The 17,297-nt window shown below is 54.5% G+C and carries 14 protein-coding genes; 5 read left to right on the top strand and 9 right to left on the bottom strand.

Going from position 1 to position 17,297, the window contains the following annotated elements:
* The first annotated feature begins 16 nt into the window (after window positions 1-16).
* Entirely contained in the window at window positions 17-1,558 is a 1,542-nt protein-coding gene (locus tag ACQG11_RS11035) for a lipase family alpha/beta hydrolase (RefSeq protein WP_426728363.1), read from the top strand.
* Window positions 1,555-2,688 carry a T6SS immunity protein Tli4 family protein gene (locus tag ACQG11_RS11030; protein WP_180250795.1) on the top strand — a complete coding sequence of 378 codons (1,134 nt, stop codon included), beginning with the start codon at window positions 1,555-1,557 and terminating at the stop codon, window positions 2,686-2,688. Before ACQG11_RS11035 ends, ACQG11_RS11030 begins: the two co-directional genes overlap by 4 nt.
* 86 nt (window positions 2,689-2,774) lie before the next feature.
* On the opposite strand, the gene malM is transcribed toward ACQG11_RS11030, so the two are convergent.
* The 3 genes from malM to malK all read right to left on the bottom strand — a co-directional run bounded on the left by malM (window position 2,775) and on the right by malK (window position 6,344).
* The gene (gene malM, locus ACQG11_RS11025) at window positions 2,775-3,713 is read right to left on the bottom strand and encodes a maltose operon protein MalM (protein ID WP_022646735.1); all 939 of its coding nucleotides are present in this window, start codon (window positions 3,711-3,713) and stop codon (window positions 2,775-2,777) included.
* Between the two features lie 111 nt (window positions 3,714-3,824).
* Complete coding sequence (locus tag ACQG11_RS11020) at window positions 3,825-5,192, bottom strand: maltoporin (protein ID WP_032621777.1); 1,368 nt, start codon at window positions 5,190-5,192, stop codon at window positions 3,825-3,827.
* A 42-nt stretch (window positions 5,193-5,234) separates the two neighbouring features.
* On the bottom strand, window positions 5,235-6,344 hold the full coding sequence (gene malK, locus ACQG11_RS11015) for a maltose/maltodextrin ABC transporter ATP-binding protein MalK (protein WP_003860329.1): 1,110 nt from the start codon (window positions 6,342-6,344) through the stop codon (window positions 5,235-5,237).
* A gap of 371 nt (window positions 6,345-6,715) precedes the next feature.
* Between malK and malE the strand changes: the two genes are divergently transcribed.
* The 3 genes from malE (at window position 6,716) to malG (ending at window position 10,477) form a co-directional block, all read left to right on the top strand.
* Window positions 6,716-7,906 carry a maltose/maltodextrin ABC transporter substrate-binding protein MalE gene (gene malE, locus ACQG11_RS11010; RefSeq protein WP_022646733.1) on the top strand — a complete coding sequence of 397 codons (1,191 nt, stop codon included), beginning with the start codon at window positions 6,716-6,718 and terminating at the stop codon, window positions 7,904-7,906.
* Between the two features lie 121 nt (window positions 7,907-8,027).
* Window positions 8,028-9,572: a maltose ABC transporter permease MalF gene (malF, locus tag ACQG11_RS11005; RefSeq protein WP_038415066.1), complete on the top strand. Its 1,545-nt coding sequence runs from the start codon at window positions 8,028-8,030 to the stop codon at window positions 9,570-9,572.
* 14 nt (window positions 9,573-9,586) lie between these two features.
* Window positions 9,587-10,477, top strand: a complete 891-nt coding sequence (malG, locus tag ACQG11_RS11000) for a maltose ABC transporter permease MalG (protein WP_003860332.1) — start codon at window positions 9,587-9,589, stop codon at window positions 10,475-10,477.
* 96 nt (window positions 10,478-10,573) lie between these two features.
* On the opposite strand, the gene psiE is transcribed toward malG, so the two are convergent.
* From psiE to pgi, 6 genes are all read right to left on the bottom strand, one after another.
* Window positions 10,574-10,984: a phosphate-starvation-inducible protein PsiE gene (gene psiE / locus ACQG11_RS10995; protein WP_000202963.1), complete on the bottom strand. Its 411-nt coding sequence runs from the start codon at window positions 10,982-10,984 to the stop codon at window positions 10,574-10,576.
* A 178-nt stretch (window positions 10,985-11,162) separates the two neighbouring features.
* Window positions 11,163-13,259 (bottom strand): YjbH domain-containing protein, encoded by a 2,097-nt coding sequence (locus ACQG11_RS10990; RefSeq protein ID WP_023299084.1) that lies wholly within the window; start codon window positions 13,257-13,259, stop codon window positions 11,163-11,165.
* Window positions 13,259-13,996, bottom strand: coding sequence for a capsule biosynthesis GfcC D2 domain-containing protein (locus ACQG11_RS10985; RefSeq protein ID WP_023305255.1), 738 nt, complete (start codon window positions 13,994-13,996; stop codon window positions 13,259-13,261). Before ACQG11_RS10985 ends, ACQG11_RS10990 begins: the two co-directional genes overlap by 1 nt.
* Complete coding sequence (locus tag ACQG11_RS10980) at window positions 13,993-14,631, bottom strand: YjbF family lipoprotein (protein ID WP_003860339.1); 639 nt, start codon at window positions 14,629-14,631, stop codon at window positions 13,993-13,995. Before ACQG11_RS10980 ends, ACQG11_RS10985 begins: the two co-directional genes overlap by 4 nt.
* A 63-nt stretch (window positions 14,632-14,694) precedes the next feature.
* Window positions 14,695-14,937 (bottom strand): exopolysaccharide production protein YjbE, encoded by a 243-nt coding sequence (gene yjbE / locus ACQG11_RS10975; RefSeq protein WP_063150922.1) that lies wholly within the window; start codon window positions 14,935-14,937, stop codon window positions 14,695-14,697.
* A 366-nt stretch (window positions 14,938-15,303) separates the two neighbouring features.
* Window positions 15,304-16,953, bottom strand: coding sequence for a glucose-6-phosphate isomerase (pgi, locus tag ACQG11_RS10970; protein WP_022646728.1), 1,650 nt, complete (start codon window positions 16,951-16,953; stop codon window positions 15,304-15,306).
* Between the last annotated feature and the right edge of the window lie 344 nt (window positions 16,954-17,297).

Raw genomic sequence — 17,297 nt, 5'->3', positions numbered from 1 at the left:
ATCAGGAACTTAATACATGGATGACAATAAAAATAGCCCCCCTAATCGGTCTTATCATCGCCCTATCTGGGATGACGATGGCACGTTTCATTATAAGCTTGTTCCTCAGCCAAAGGACAAAAACCACACGTCGGTTTGCCTTGTGCCGCCTACAAAAGTCATCCCGGTGATTTTTATTCCTGGAGTGATGGGGTCAAACTTAAAGAGTGGGGATAAGAAAGTCTGGCAGTTCAGCTTGTCATCGCTTAAAAAATGGCCACTTGCTGGCCCCCAAAAAAGAAAGCAACTGCTTGATCCGACGACCACCGTCGTCGATGACTCTGGGGAAATTTTAAACGACGGTGCGGATGGGAAAAAATTCCCGTCCCGTCACGCCCGCGGATGGGGAAGTGCGTTTTACATGAGCTACGGTGAGGCGCTTGACCGGCTGCAATACCTGCTCAGCGACGACGAGATCCTGATGGATAATTACTTTCGGGAGACACAGTTGCAAACGGCACGTCAGCGTTTTATCGGCGTCAGAATCGGTAACGAGCCTCAGGAGCAGGTGCTGAGCGAAGAAGAAGTGGCTCACGGGCACAAGTTCTTATTCCCGCTGCACGTTTTTGGTTACAACTGGCTGCAATCGAATGCGGACTCTGCGGCGTTGCTGGGCGAATATATCCGTAAGGTGCTGAGTGCGTATCACGGACGCCTGGCAGTCAACAAGGTCGTCCTGATCACCCATTCGATGGGCGGACTGGTCGCCCGCCATTACTCGGAAAATATGGGCGGACAAGACTCAATCCTGGGTATCGTACACGGCGTCATGCCGGATCTCGGCTCACCGGCAGCTTATCGCCGCATGAAGATCGGTGAGCGTGGCATTACTGGAATGATTATCGGGGAAAGTGCTGAAAAGCTGATGCCGGTGCTGGCACAGTCTCCCGGTCCGTTACAGCTTCTGCCGGGTATGGCTTATGGTCCGGGATGGCTGAAAATCAACAGTAAAGAGACTCAACTTTCCCTCCCGGTGGCCGATCCGTATGAGGAAATTTATCTCAACAAAACAGCGTGGTGGCGGCTATGTGAGCAGGATTTGCTGCTGGATGATACTAGGGTCGAATGGAATAAATATGAGAAAACAATAAGTAATATCGTTAAAAAATTTATTGAGAAGTTAAACGGCAAATACCACCCCCAGACCTGGCTATTTTACGGAGCCAGCAAAAGCAACCCGTCAGATGGATTCCTGACATGGGAAGAGCGGATCCCCCTGAGCGTTAAGGAAGCGCAGAGGAGCAGGGAAAATGCAGCTAACCCTTTTGAACTGTCCCCGTTAAGGTCCCATCAACTAATTTCATCCGCAAGACCCGGCGATGGGACCGTGCCGATCACCTCCGTCTGCACCAGCTCTTCACGTATTCAGGGCGTCCTGGCGACAGATGTCGATCATGAAGGAGCTTATGCTGTCGATCCTGTCGATCTCTCCCGCTCGGTATACAGCGATCTCTCCGACGCACTGGTGTTCACGGTTCGCTCGGTGGTGAAGATTGTGCAGCAGGTTCCCGCCCCATGAAAAAAGACACATCCCCCCTGATTGTTACGCTGACGCTCCTGCTGCTGGCGGCAGGATATTACATCCATAACTATGTGACATTTGTGCATGCGCCCCCGGCGTTAACGGACAAGGAAAAACGTATGGTTAATACTCTTTTTGCCACCACCAAATCCCAGTGCGTGGGGCGCTATGTGTTTGAGGTTCCGGCCTCATTCGAAAACACCTTGACTGACCGGGCACAGATTAATGAGATCCGCATCAGCAGCAAGCGACTCTACCGCCCGGCATTTGAGCAGCGTATCCGGTTGCGGGAACAGAAACTGAAAAACAGCGCTACCGTGGACCCTGTTGATCAGCCATTTCTTAAGCAGATATACAAGCTGAGTGATAATGCGGTCATTTTTGACCGTAATGAAAATGAGAGTGTGGCGGGATTTGGGCGCATTCTGGAAGGTCATCTCTACGTTGACGGAGTAGCGTTTATCCTCATGCAGGGGATTACCGATTATTCTGATCCGCGCTTCGCTAAAGAGCGAGCGTTTTATCTGCGCAAGGAAGCGGGAAGACCTGACTGGATGGCGAATGATAAACCTCAGAAACTGGCGGAATTACAGGACCTCATGTCCCGACTGAGCGGACGGCATAATGAGGATATTCCTTCCGTGCCCGGCACCTGTCTTCCGCAAGGGTTTATCCGCGACGGAAGCGGGAAGCCTAAGGAAGATATTACCTTTGTTTACCCCTATAGTTCGGTGTTTTCTTTTTCAGTCTGGAGCAATAACGCCCTTAAGGAAAGCACAACCATGCTGGAGCGCAGCGGGGAAATTCAGTCTTACATCAACAGCATAGACGGTAGTACGCTGAGAAAAGGAGAAGCACGCATTGCCGGTTTTAATGCCAGTGAATGGCTAATCACCGCCCCGCCAGATAAATCATCCGAAAATCCGTCAAAACAACTAATGTTTACCGCCGTAGCCAATGAAACCAACGCTGATTTTGCACACCCCAGCCTTGATCTGACATTAAGCAATGAAATCTTACCTGAAGGAAGTGATGTCTCATCCCCACCTGATTACAGCGACTCTGAACTAGTGGAAATCTGGGATCGCATCATTCTTTCTTTCCGCGTCAGGGATAATGCGTTCTGAACAGATTGCCCCTGAGTAGTGGCAAAAAAAGTGCGCCCGCGAAGGCGCACCAAACGACTAACAAAATCAGCACTGTGGGGAGACGGTTACCCCTTGCCTTTTACACTGCTGATAAAGGTGGAACGGGCAGTGGTTGAACCTAAACGCTCGGCTTCATCAAGCAGTTTCAGCGCTTTATCGACATCGCCGTTTTTAACTGCCTGCTTGATGGCGTTGTTAAAGTAAGTTTCAGTATCGTTAAGCACCGGCTCGGCTTTTTTCGCCGGGGCCGGGGCTGCGGCTGGTGCTGCGGCTGGCGCGGCATACACAGGCGCGGCAGTATTACCCACCGTTACCGGACCCGGGCCAGATGAGCCAAACAGTGGGCCTACGAGTACGCTGGAGCTGCTGTTGGTTTTCACCTTCAGCTTAAGCAGGCCGTCGGTGGTATGGCGCGCAATCGGATCGGGAATATCGGGAATGGCGTTACCAACCCCTTTGGCATAGGCTTTTGCCGGATCGAGCAGAGTGGTGGTTTGCTGCAAATCTTTTTCAGTGGTGAAGACCAGTACGTAGAGCTTTTGCTGCCCGAGCGCCGGGGTCAGACGCATTACCCCTTCCAGGCGGTCCGCGCTCATTACACCCGGCTCTTGATAGGTAAAATAGCTGCTGGGGAAATAGGCGGAAGGCGTCATGTTCTGATCGAGGATCAGAACGTTCGGCGCAAAAACGCTGGTCTGTTTGTTAACTTCACTGGATAAAGTCAACGTTAGCTCACCGATATTAGCCGGTACGCTATAGGCGGCTACCGGCCCGGTAATGCCAGCCACATTGAGCTGTTGGCCACCCGTCGCAAGCTGTGTGCTCTGCGTTTTGGACTGATCCACCGGCGTCCAGGTTAATTGCTGTAGAGCGGCTGTCGGAATGGCAGGCGCTGCGCTGGTATTCTGCGGTACATAATTGACGTCAGCGAGCGTGACGCCAGGCACACAGGCCAGCAGACCCGCTGACAGGCACAGCGCGACGAGATTTTTCTTCATTTTCATTGTTATCACCTCAGAAAGCGTAAGCACTGCGGTGGCCAGGCAATAGCGCGCAGTACCTCAGGAATTGAGGGGCTCTCGCCCCCCAGATTACATCGTCAAATCAGGATGCGGTTACCACCAGATTTCCATCTGGGCGCCGAAGGAGAACTCATCGTCATCGCCGCGGCTGGTAGAGAATCGACCGTTACCGGTGGAGTCAGAGATCGCGTAACGGGTGGCATCGCCGTTACCGTTCTTCGCGTAGCCCCATTTCTCATCCCACTTCGCGTAGGTTGCGAAGACACGGATGGCCGGACGAGACCAGATGCTGTCGCCAGCCTGCCACTGTTGCGCCAGGGTGATTTTGTACTGGCTGTTGCGATCGCCGGTTTCCTGGGATTTGACGTTGTCGTAGCCCACTTCCAGCAGGGTGCTCATGATTGGCGTCCATTTGTACATCGGACGTACACCCACGGTCCACCAGTCACTCCCCTGGTTATCATCCATGTCGAGTTTCTGGTACATACCGACATACATCAGGTCCCACTTGTCGGCCAGGGTGATTGCACCGTGGTCCAGGATGCGCCAGAGGCTGCCGTTGTTGTTAATCACATCGTTGGCGTAATTGGTCGTCGTGCCATCAGGATTCGTGATGGTAAAGCTGGAAGAACCATAGGAACCCTGGCTCAGACCTTTACCCTGCGTGGTCATTGAGTCCATCGCATACTGCAGCACAAACTTGTTATAGCCTTTCAGCATGCTCTGGGTATGTTCAGCGGTGAACATCCAGCCATCTTTCGACGCGCCGTCGGCAAGATCATAGCCGTCGGTCGTGTTCGCGCGGCCATAATCCACACCCAGTTCCAGCACGCCGTCCGGGTTAGTTTCCAGGCCCGCTAAACGCACGTCAAATACGTCGTTCGCGGTATCTTTGGTACGGTCATAGATGTTCTGGCTGCTGAAGGCATAAGAACCGCCAGCTTCCTGGGAACGCGTCGCTGCCAGAGACAGTTTACCGAAGCCCAGATCGATGTTTTCAATACCGGCACCAGGACCAGAGATATCCCAGTAGTAGAAGTCGATCATGTGTACGTCATGACGCTGATAGAAGCGCTTACCGGCCCAGATGGTAGAGCCAGGCAGCCATTCAATCAGGTTTTTACCCTGCACGTTAGCTTCACGGAACGCCGGATCGGTACCTTCCCAGTCATTCTGCTGTGCCACGGAGTACGCTACGTTGGTGTCGAAATAGAAGCTCTTGTCGCCTTCTTTCCACACTTCCTGGCCCAGTTTCAGTTCGGCGTAGGTTTCACATTCGTTACCGAGACGGTATTTACTTTGTGCGCCTGTTGCCTGGAAACATTGTTGTTCACCGCCACTACCCGTCCAGCCGATACCAGAACGAGCATAACCATGGAAATCCACTGCCAGTGCCTGAGCAGACATTACGCCCGCTGCGACGGCAACTGCCAAAGGAAGTTTGCGCAGAGTAATCATTATTCTATCTCCTGAGATCATTGCTTTTCTTTGTAATTGGAATGCTTAAACGCCTGGCTCTTTGTGCAACCGACGACATGCAGTGCCATCCTCACGGAACAGATGGCAACGCTCTGGCGGCAAACCGATAGCGAATGTGGCACCCTCTTCTACCAACACCACGTCATTCTGGCGGTAGACCAGGTTCTGACGGATGGCGGGGATCTGGATATGAATCTGTGTTTCGTGACCAAGCTGTTCGACGACCTGAACTTCACCTTCAAGCGTCACATCAGCGATGTGGCTCGGCAGTAAATGCTCAGGGCGGATACCGAGGGACATATTGGCCCCCACCTGTACGTTGGCGCTGTCGACCGGCAGCCAGACTTGCTGACGGTTTGGCAGCTCCACCTGTACCTGTTCGATTGCCGTCGCGGTCACTTTTACGGGCAGGAAGTTCATCTTTGGCGAGCCAATAAAGCCCGCAACAAAGCGGTCTGCCGGGTAGTGATACAGCTCCAGCGGTTTGCCCACCTGCGCCACGCGACCGGCGTCCAGTACCACGATTTTGTCGGCCAGCGTCATCGCTTCGACCTGATCGTGGGTGACGTAAATCATCGTGCGTCCAAGACGCTTGTGCAGACGGGAGATTTCGATACGCATCTGGACGCGCAGGGCGGCATCCAGGTTAGAGAGAGGTTCATCGAGCAGGAACACGCGCGGCTCGGCCACCAGCGTACGGCCGATCGCCACACGCTGACGCTGACCACCGGAGAGCGCCTTCGGTTTACGCTCCAGCAGATGTGCCAGCTGGAGCACTTCCGCCACCTGGGTGACGCGCTGGTTAATGGTCTCTTTTTTCGCGCCGGCCAGCTTCAGGCCAAAGGACATGTTCTCGGCAACGGAAAGATGCGGATAAAGCGCATAAGACTGGAACACCATGCCCACGCCGCGTTCAGCTGGCGGGATGTCGTTCATTCGGGTATCACCAATAAATAAATCGCCACTGGTGATGGTTTCAAGACCGGCAATCATACGCAGCAGAGTAGATTTACCACAGCCTGATGGACCAACGAACACCACAAACTCACCTTCGTGGATGTCCAGATTGATGTCTTTTGACACCACAACGTCGCCCCAGGCTTTCGTTACATTACGCAGCTGTACGCTCGCCATGCCCTTCTCCCTTCGTTACAACCTGTCACCGACAGAAACATTCAAGATAAGTTCACTATGCGTGTTCCATTACTTTCGTGAATCCTCCACCCCCCGGCTTTTTTATGGGGGAGGAGGCGGGAGGATGAGAGAGCAGGCTCTGCGACCGCAGCGGAGGGGCTAAGGCGAAAATCGTGAAGCGGCCTGCAAAATTCAGTGGGTTTTTATGTGCGCCAGCACTCATAACTTAAATTTATGTTACAGGGATCACACAAACAGGGGGTGGGGCGTAGGGACTGGGAGGATGGAAAGAGGATGTCAAATAAGGAGACTGAGTCACGTTGAACCACCTTATGTATCCACGAGCACATCACCAATAAAGGATGGCAGATATGAAGATCAAGACTGGCGCACGCGTTTTCGCATTGTCCGCCCTCGCAGCAATGATGATTTCCGCACCGGCTCTCGCCAAAATTGAAGAAGGTAAGCTGGTTATCTGGATTAACGGCGACAAGGGCTATAACGGTCTGGCCGAAGTGGGCAAAAAATTCGAGAAAGACACTGGTATCAAAGTCACCGTAGAACACCCGGACAAACTGGAAGAGAAGTTCCCGCAGGTTGCGGCAACCGGCGATGGTCCGGACATTATCTTCTGGGCGCATGACCGTTTCGGGGGCTACGCGCAGTCTGGCCTGCTGGCAGAAGTTACGCCAGACAAAGCCTTCCAGGACAAACTGTTCCCGTTCACCTGGGACGCCGTTCGCTATAACGGCAAGCTGATCGCTTACCCAATCGCGGTTGAAGCCCTGTCACTGATTTACAACAAAGACCTGGTGCCAAATCCACCGAAAACCTGGGAAGAGATCCCTGCTCTGGATAAAGAGCTGAAGGCGAAAGGTAAATCCGCTCTGATGTTCAACCTGCAAGAGCCGTACTTCACCTGGCCGCTGATTGCTGCCGACGGCGGCTACGCGTTCAAGTTTGAAAACGGCAAATATGACGTGAAAGACGTGGGCGTGGACAACGCGGGCGCGAAAAAAGGCCTGACCTTCCTGGTTGACCTGATTAAGAACAAACACATGAACGCGGATACCGACTACTCCATCGCGGAAGCGGCGTTCAACAAAGGCGAAACCGCGATGACCATCAACGGTCCGTGGGCCTGGACCAACATCGACAAGAGCAAAGTCAACTACGGCGTGACCCTGCTGCCAACCTTCAACGGCAAGCCGTCTAAACCGTTTGTTGGCGTGCTGAGCGCGGGTATCAACGCCGCCAGCCCGAACAAAGAGCTGGCGAAAGAGTTCCTGGAAAACTACCTGCTGACCGATCAGGGTCTGGATGAAGTGAACAAGGACAAACCGCTGGGCGCCGTTGCGCTGAAATCCTTCCAGGATCAGTTAGCGAAAGATCCACGCATTGCGGCCACCATGGATAACGCCCAAAAAGGCGAAATCATGCCGAACATCCCACAGATGGCTGCGTTCTGGTACGCCACCCGTACCGCCGTCATCAACGCTGCAAGCGGTCGCCAGACTGTTGATGCCGCGCTGAAAGATGCTCAGGGTCGTATTACTAAGTAAGTCTGAAAAACGGCGGGTGGCGCGTGCGCTTACCCGCCCTACGACTACGGCACGATCCGTAGGTCAGGTAAGCGCAGCGCCACCTGACGATAAGTTTCCACCGTTGTAGAGGAAGAACCCCATGGATGTCATTAAAAAGAAACGCTGGTGGCAAAGCGACGCACTGAAGTGGTCAGTGATAGGTCTGCTGTGTCTGCTGGTGGGTTACCTTGTTGTTTTAATGTACGTGCAAGGGGAATACCTTTTTGCCATCATGACGCTGATTTTAAGCTCGGTTGGCCTGTATATTTTCGCCAACCGTAAAGCGTATGCCTGGCGCTATGTCTACCCCGGTGTTGCCGGGATGGGGCTGTTTGTCCTCTTTCCGCTGATCTGCACCATCGCGATTGCCTTTACCAACTACAGCAGCACCAACCAGCTCGCGCAGGAGCGTGCCACCCAGGTGCTTCTGGATCGTTCTTATCAGGCGGGTAAAACCTTTAACTTCGGCCTGTATCCTGCGGGAGATGAATGGAAGTTAGCGCTCACTGACGGTGAGAGCGGCAAAAACTATCTTTCCGACGCGTTCAAATTTGGCGGCGAGCAGAAGCTGGTCTTAAAAGAGGCCGCGGCCTTGCCAGAAGGTGAACGTGCCAACCTGCGTATCATCACTCAAAATCGCCAGGCGCTGACCCAGCTCACCGCTGTGCTGCCCGATGACAGCAAAGTAACCATGAGCTCGCTGCGCCAGTTTTCCGGCACGCAGCCGCTTTATACTCTGGCGGATGACGGCACGCTGACCAACAACCAGAGCGGCGTGAAGTACCGTCCGAATAACGACATTGGTTTCTATCAGTCGGTGAATGCCGACGGCAGCTGGGGCGACGACAAGCTCAGCCCGGGCTATACCGTTACCATCGGCTGGGATAACTTTACCCGCGTGTTTACCGACGAAGGCATCCAGAAACCGTTCTTCGCCATCTTCGTCTGGACGGTAGTCTTCTCCATCCTGACCGTGATCCTGACCGTGGCCGTGGGCATGGTGCTGGCCTGTCTGGTCCAGTGGGAATCCCTGAAGGGCAAAGCGATTTACCGCGTGCTGCTGATTCTGCCGTACGCCGTGCCGTCGTTCATCTCGATTCTGATTTTCAAAGGGTTGTTTAACCAGAGCTTCGGTGAAATCAACATGATGCTGAGCGCGCTGTTCGGCATCAAACCGGCCTGGTTCAGCGACCCGACCACCGCTCGCACGATGATTATCATCGTGAACACCTGGCTCGGTTATCCGTACATGATGATCCTGTGCATGGGGCTGCTGAAGGCCATCCCGGATGACCTGTACGAAGCCTCGGCGATGGACGGCGCGGGTCCGTTCCAGAACTTCTTCAAAATTACCCTGCCGCTGCTCATTAAGCCGCTGACGCCGCTGATGATTGCCAGCTTCGCCTTTAACTTTAACAACTTCGTGCTGATTCAGCTGTTGACCAACGGTGGACCGGACCGTCTCGGCACCACCACACCGGCAGGCTATACCGACCTGCTCGTGAGCTACACCTACCGTATCGCCTTCGAAGGCGGCGGCGGTCAGGACTTCGGTCTGGCGGCGGCGATTGCCACCCTGATCTTCCTGCTGGTGGGCGCCCTGGCGATCGTGAACCTGAAAGCTACACGTATGAAATTTGACTAAGGAGGGCACTGAACATGGCAATGGTACAACCCAAATCTCAGAAACTGCGCCTCCTCGCGACGCACTTAGGCCTGCTGATTTTCATCGCGGCGATCATGTTCCCGCTGCTGATGGTTATCGCCATCTCCCTGCGTTCGGGGAACTTCGCCACCGGGAGCCTGATCCCGGATGAAATCTCCTGGGAGCACTGGAAACTCGCGCTGGGCTTCAGTGTGGAACACGCGGATGGCCGCGTCACTCCCCCGCCGTTCCCGGTGCTGCTGTGGCTGTGGAACTCGGTAAAAGTGGCGACCATCACTGCCATCGGCATCGTGACGCTCTCCACCACCTGTGCTTACGCCTTCGCCCGTATGCGTTTCCCTGGCAAAGCGACCCTGCTGAAAGGGATGCTGATTTTCCAGATGTTCCCGGCGGTGCTGTCACTGGTGGCGTTGTATGCCCTGTTTGATCGTCTGGGCCAGTACGTGCCGTTTATCGGCCTGAACACCCACGGCGGCGTGATCTTCGCCTATCTTGGCGGCATCGCCCTGCATGTGTGGACCATCAAGGGCTATTTCGAAACCATCGATGGTTCACTGGAAGAAGCCGCCGCGCTGGATGGCGCCACCCCGTGGCAGGCGTTCCGTCTGGTGCTGCTGCCGCTGTCGGTGCCGATTCTGGCGGTGGTGTTCATCCTGTCGTTTATCGCGGCGATCACCGAAGTACCGGTCGCCTCTCTGTTACTGCGCGATGTGAACAGCTACACCCTGGCCGTCGGTATGCAGCAATACCTCAACCCGCAAAACTACCTGTGGGGCGACTTTGCCGCGGCGGCCGTCCTCTCTGCCATCCCGATTACCGTGGTGTTCCTGCTGGCCCAGCGCTGGCTGGTCAACGGCCTGACGGCGGGCGGTGTGAAAGGTTAAGTTTCATCTGTTATGCCACTGCAACCCTCAACTTTAGACGTATTGTATTGAACCAACTTGTGACTGTTGTTAGGCGCTCTTCGGAGCGCCCTTTTTTTATTCGCGTTTCAGCCGCTTTGAGTTGCACAGCCAGAGGGTGATCACCAGCAGCAGGATCGCCGCCGAGTAGATCAGCACGTCGAGCGGGGATTTATGATCGACGATGATCAGCCGCACAATGGCGGTGATGCCAATATAGACAAAATAGCGCAGCGGGAAGTGAAAGCCGGACTGAAAGTACTTCACAATCAAGGCGATAAATTCAAAGTAGAGAAAGTAGACCACCAGGCCTTCCACCAGCGCGTATTTGCTGGTTTGCTCAGGTGCGAACAGCACATCCGCCAGATGCACCGTCTCTTTACCCAGAAACACGACCAGGATCAGGCCAAGGCTCAGCAGACCGAGGTTCAGCACGGTCTGGAGTATCGTTGAGATAAACTCAACACGCGGACGAGTCAGGGATGTCATACAGCACCTCATTCTCCAGGGCGAGGTTCCTGTATAACGCAAAAATGTGACGGGGATCTATATTTTTTGTTTATGTTTTGTCCACATGAACATTCTTGCCGGGCGGCACTGCGTTTGCCCGGCCTACAAAAATACTCTCGTAGGCCCGGTAAGCGCAGCGCCACCGGGCAAACAAGCATCAGCGGAAGTTAATGTTCTTATCGCTGGTCATATCATACAGCTGGAACTTACGTCCAAGCTGCTGACCGCCGTCGCGCGTCAGCGGCGTCCAGCCCACTGCCGCACGGCTGCGGGTTGGGCCTGACGAGAACAGATCCAGCGGAATCGACACGTACACCCCTTTGGTGAAGTCCCCTTCCCCGTACTCGTCTGGCGAAACGTTGGTGATGGTGGCATAACCGCCTACCACAACGCCGCTGTCGAAGTGTTTGGAGATATCCAGCGTGCCGCCCTTATCGCCCGCCAGGTACTGCCCGACGCTGGCTTTCACCAGCACATCCTGTGCGAACGACGGCGTCCAGTAGGCGGTCAGGTGGCCGGTTTTGACGCTGTAGTCGGTGAACTTCATCATGTCCTGCGCGCTGCGCCAGTCACGCTGTTTCACGTAGTTGGCATCAATCCCAAACGCCCAGTTGCTGTCGACGGGACGATAAAGCACCTCCGCCCCCGCGCCGCCGAACATGGTTTCCAGATAGCCACCGTAAACCTGGCCGTAGAAGCCGTTACCGAAGTACTGGAAGTAGTTGGCCTGCAGGTTATTCACGTAGATATCGTTCTGCACATATTCGCGAACGCGGGTACGCACGCGCGGCAGTTTTGAATCGTTCGGCGGGTTGGTGTAGTTAAATTTGTCGTAGTTGTTGGCAAGGTTGCCGAACAGACTACCGGTGGTCAACAGGTGGTCGGTCACCCACAGATCCGCCGTCGCCATCGCGCCCAGCTGATACATGTAGAAGTTTTCCGGCCCACCCACGGACTGGTTCAGCACCGGATCGATATGGAAATCGAAGCGGGATTTATCGATATACCAGCCCTGCTCGGTGCTCTCTGGCACCACCGGCTCAACGCGTTTTTGCACCAGCTCGGTTTCATGTCCCAGCGGTTCGCCTTCAAGATGACGCTTAAGGCTGGCAACATCGGTTTCAGTGGTGACCTGCGGCAGGTTGAGACGGTTCTCCGTCACGCGGATCGTGCGGATCCCCTCCGGCAGATCGTTCATGACGATCCGGTTGGCGCGCTCGATCCCTTCGCGGGAGTCGCGGTATTTTACCTGCTCGCCGGTGACGTACAGCGTATCGCCTTTGGTCTGGATCTTCGGATCCGCCAGGCCTGCGTTATATTTCAGCAGCGTCAGCTGGTTCGCTACCACGGAGTGCTGAATGATCGCATCCTGCGGCTCCGGCTGGTATTTGGGCCGCGGGTTGTCATTGTAGCGCGGCCGCATGTCGTTAAAGTTGGTGCGCAGCGTAAAGCCAAACATCAGGGTATTACCGCGCTCATAGCTGAGGTTAACGTCGGCCCAGTCGGTGACGCGGTAAATGGCGCCGACGTTAAACTTGCTCTTCTGCTCAATCTTGCCGGCAAAATCTTCGCTGTAGTTATTGCCTTCGTACTCCAGCTTCAGGCGCAGCGGCTGCCATGGTGTTTGATACTCTACGCCTCCAAACAGCGAGGCCGGGCCGTGGAACATCTGGTCGCCGTTGATGGAACCCGCTTTTTTATAGCTGTTATCGCGGTAGCAGTATTTGTCGCTGTAGGTACAGAACGGGTTGGTTACGTTGCCGCTGGTGCCGAGGTAGCCCCAGCCAAGACCCAGCGAGAAATCAAACGGTCCCCAGGCTTTGCTGGCAACGATGTATTCCGCATCAAACAGGCCGGTCCCGCCAATGTCTTTCGCCCCGACGGAGACCTGCGGCATCCAGTAGCTCTCTTCCCACAGGCGCAGCTTCACGTCGAAGGCTTTGTCTTTATAGGTCTGATCGCCGGAGAAGGCGTCCACGCTGCTGTACTGTTTTGTACGCACGTCGGTGTAGCGCAGCGTAGTCTCCAGCCAGGGGAATAGCTGCACGGACGCAGAGTAGTAACGGTACTGATCGTTATCGCGATAGTTAAGGCTGATTTCCCCCTCGCGGGCCATACGCGCGGTCGGGGTTTGCAGTAAGCCCACGCCGCCAAAATCGGACTGCGACGGGCCGATGGGTGCCGGATACGTTTCTGCATGACAGGCGGCACTCACGCACAGTGCAAGCATGCTGTAGAGATAGGTTTTTTTCATTATTCCGGTATCCGCTGTATCAGGGAGCGAAGGATATCGGCATTAAGCCCGTCATACGCTTTCGTCCAGAAATGGTCGGCAAAACCGACAAAAATGATGCTGCCTGGCATAGGTTCGATATGGCGTTTATTCCAGTAAGCCACCGGCGCTTTTTGCGTATGCCCGTCCGGATAGACCACCCAGGCATAGCTGTTATCCGCACCGCTGAGCAAGCTTTGCTCGTCGAGATAGCTCACGACGTCCCGGCCCGGCGTAAACGACTTTTTGCCAGGGCTGCTGATAAGCCCCATCACGGTGACGGTGGAAGGCTGAGCCGGCAGCCACAGGGTATAGTCCCCTTCCAGCGACGGATTGCCGTTTTCGGCGACGCGCACCTCATCCGGATCGAGATTCACCTTCTGGCGACCCGTCACCTTAACCGCCTGAAGCTGCTGACGCAGGCTAGTAATGGCCGCGGCATCGTCAGCATCTTCCTGTTGTGCCAGCCCGCTCAGTCGGGCGAGCAGCGCCTGATGTTTTTGTTCCGCTACAATCGTCGCCTGACGCTCGCTGATAACCGCCCCGGTCCACCAGCTTTTCGCCAGCCTCGGCTGCCCCACCAGATCGAGCAGATGCCCGGCATTGGTTAAGGTTTTTGGTTTTTCGCTGTCCGGGGTGTAGACCTGTACCGTTCCCGCAGACCACGCCAGCGGCGAGGCCAGGCTGGCGAGAAGCGCAACGTGAATGAACATTTTCATGATTTCGCCGCCTTGATCAGGGTGGTCTTCACCGGGAAGAAACCGGCACCGAGATACTGTAAGGACTGGCGGATTTGCCCCTCTTCGTCCACCCAGAAGCGGTTATGCCAGGTGGCCTGATCGGTTGTCACCTCTTCATCCAGCACGCGCACCTGCGTTTCGTCGCTGCCCACTTTGACGCTGTCCGTACCATCCCAGCGGAAGGTGGAGCGGGCCGTGGCGTAGCGCACCTGTTTGTGCTCGGTCCAGCCCATTGTGCGCGTCCAGCTTGCGCCATCGACGATCTGATTCGGCTTGATGAGCGGATCTTCAGCCAGGTTGTTTACCTCAAGCAGGTTGTCGCCGCCGAGCAACGTTTTCACGATTCGGGAATGCTGAGTCACGATGGTGGCCTGATCCTGCGTCACCCATTTCTGCTGCCCGTTTTCATCGAAAGCGAGCACCACAAACAGTTGCGGACCATCGTTTAGCTGCATGTACTGGCTGGCATACGGCATGTTCTGAAGTTCGTCATCGGTCAGATGCACGCCCGGCGTGCCGAACATGCTGTCCCACAGTGAGTGGCCCAGCCCTTTGGTGGTAGCTGAGCACGCCTGCAACAGCAGGCAAATCAGGATGATTGCAGGTCGCTTCACGACTCTTCTCCGAAGGGGCGAAATAACCACACCGAAGTGTGGTTATGATTAAAACACCCGGTATTACTGGGTGCTGGTCGTCGTAGTGGTCGTGGTTCCGGTATTGGAGCCATCACCGCCACCGGTTGCCGCCAGCGCGACACCCACGGCTGAACTTACGGCGCTGGTGCTGGCTGCGGTAGAACTCCCCGCAGACGCAGACGTCGCTGCCGACCCTGCTGCTTCCCCGATCTGGACCGGAGCTGCATAGACAGACGTCGCCGCAAGCGCAGATATGGCAAAAATGCCATACAGTACTTTCTTCATAACAATTTCCCTTCAATGAATGAATGGAGATTTGCCCGAAAAGAAATTCAGGCGGATTCGAGTATACACAACTAAAGCAGTGGGTTTACCGTGGGGGTAAATAGGGATGAGGTTTTCAGACTAATGGTTAAAAATGAAAAGAAAAAATAATTATTGAAATAGATAACCATTCATTATCAAACAGTTATAATATAAACCCATTAAAGTATCACTCCGTATTTTCTTAAAATAACCCTCAGCAATTAACGGGGTAACCGTGTTTTTCGGATTAAACTCAGATTCAGAATTTGAGATAACTAACAGACATCAGGAATTATCCGATAAAAAAATGCCGGCATATCGCCGGCATTGTTCATGACATATTTATTACGCACGCCATGCTTTATAACGGTTAATCAGACCATTGGTGGAGCTGTCGTGGCTGTCGATTGCTTTATCGTCACCCAGCTCTGGCAGAATGCGGTTTGCCAGCTGTTTGCCCAGCTCAACGCCCCACTGGTCAAAGGTGAAGATGTTCAGAATAGCGCCCTGAGTGAAGATCTTGTGCTCGTAGAGGGCAATCAGCGCGCCCAGGCTGAACGGCGTAATTTCACGCAGCAGAATGGAGTTAGTTGGACGGTTGCCTTCGAACACTTTGAACGGCACAACGTGTTCCAGGGTTGCCGGATCTTTACCCTGGTCACGGTACTCCTGCTCAACCACCTCGCGGGATTTACCGAACGCCAGCGCTTCGGTCTGGGCGAAGAAGTTAGACAGCAGCTTCGGATGGTGGTCGGAAAGCGGGTTGTGCGTAATCGCCGGGGCGATGAAATCGCACGGTACCATTTTGGTGCCCTGATGGATCAGCTGGTAGAACGCGTGCTGACCGTTGGTGCCCGGCTCGCCCCAGATGATTGGGCCAGTCTGATAATCCACCGCGTTACCGTTACGGTCAACGTACTTGCCGTTGGATTCCATGTTGCCCTGCTGGAAGTAGGCCGCAAAGCGGTGCATATACTGGTCGTACGGCAGAATCGCTTCGGTTTCAGCGCCGAAGAAGTTGTTGTACCAGATCCCGATCAGCGCCAGCAGCACCGGCAGGTTTTTCTCAGGCGCGGTGGTGGAGAAGTGTTTGTCCATCGCGTGCGCGCCGGAGAGCAGCTCAACGAAGTTGTCGAAGCCGACGGACAGGATGATGGACAGACCGATCGCAGACCACAGTGAGTAGCGGCCACCCACCCAGTCCCAGAATTCAAACATGTTCGCAGTATCAATACCGAACTCACCTACCGCTTTACCGTTGGTGGACAGCGCCGCGAAGTGTTTCGCCACGTGCTTTTCGTCGCCCGCGGTTTTCAGGAACCAGTCGCGCGCGCTGTGGGCGTTGGTCATGGTTTCCTGAGTGGTGAAGGTTTTAGACGCCACCAGGAACAGCGTGGTTTCCGGGTTCACCTTTTTCAGCACTTCAGCGATGTGAGTCCCATCGACGTTGGACACGAAGTGCATGTTGAGATGGTTTTTGTACGGGCGCAGCGCCTCGGTCACCATAAACGGGCCGAGGTCAGAGCCGCCGATACCGATGTTTACGACGTCGGTGATCGCTTTGCCGGTGTAGCCTTTCCACTGACCTGAGATGATCGCTTCAGAGAAGGTTTTCATCTTTTCCAGCACCGCGTTCACTTCCGGCATCACATCTTTGCCGTCAACGATAATTGGAGTATTGCTACGGTTGCGCAGCGCCACGTGCAGCACGGCACGGTCTTCGGTGCGGTTGATCTTCTCACCGGAGAACATGGATTTGATGGCATCTGCCAGCTCAGTCTCTTTCGCCAGATCTTGCAGCTTCGCCAGCGTCTCTTCGGTGATACGGTTCTTAGAGAAATCCACCAGCATCAGGTCATCGAAGGTGGCGGAAAACTTGCTGAAACGATCGGCATCTTTCGCGAACAGATCCGCGATAGTGACGTCTTTCATTTCATCAAAATGTTTCTGTAGTGCCTGCCATGCAGCGGTCTGCGTTGGGTTGATGTTTTTCATAGCAATACTCTTCTGATTTGAGAATTGTGACTGCGGTCGATTGTAGCGCCTGCAAATAAAAATTGTGATGGTTTTTATGCCATTGCCCTGGTCTGCATCAAACGCAGGTGAAAAGACCCGAAAAGTATAGCTGCTGTCGCGCCCTTCCGGCGTGGCGAAATGTTGGTCAAAAAGGGGTAAAAAGGAGCATAAAATATGGGCCTGTTATAAGTCCTGTTTCTGAGGGGTACCCCCCCATGAAAAATCCGCATAATCCCAGCATTGACAGGACCTCCCCCGCATTTTATTTATAGGGCCGTATTTTGCGCCTGCACCTGTTCTCGCTTCATTCTTGTGCCAAGGTC

The organism is Enterobacter cloacae complex sp. 372C4, assembly GCF_050030615.1.
Taxonomy (GTDB): domain Bacteria; phylum Pseudomonadota; class Gammaproteobacteria; order Enterobacterales; family Enterobacteriaceae; genus Enterobacter; species Enterobacter intestinihominis.
Note: the sequence above shows the minus strand (reverse complement) of the source record. Positions and strands in the feature narration are given on the sequence as shown.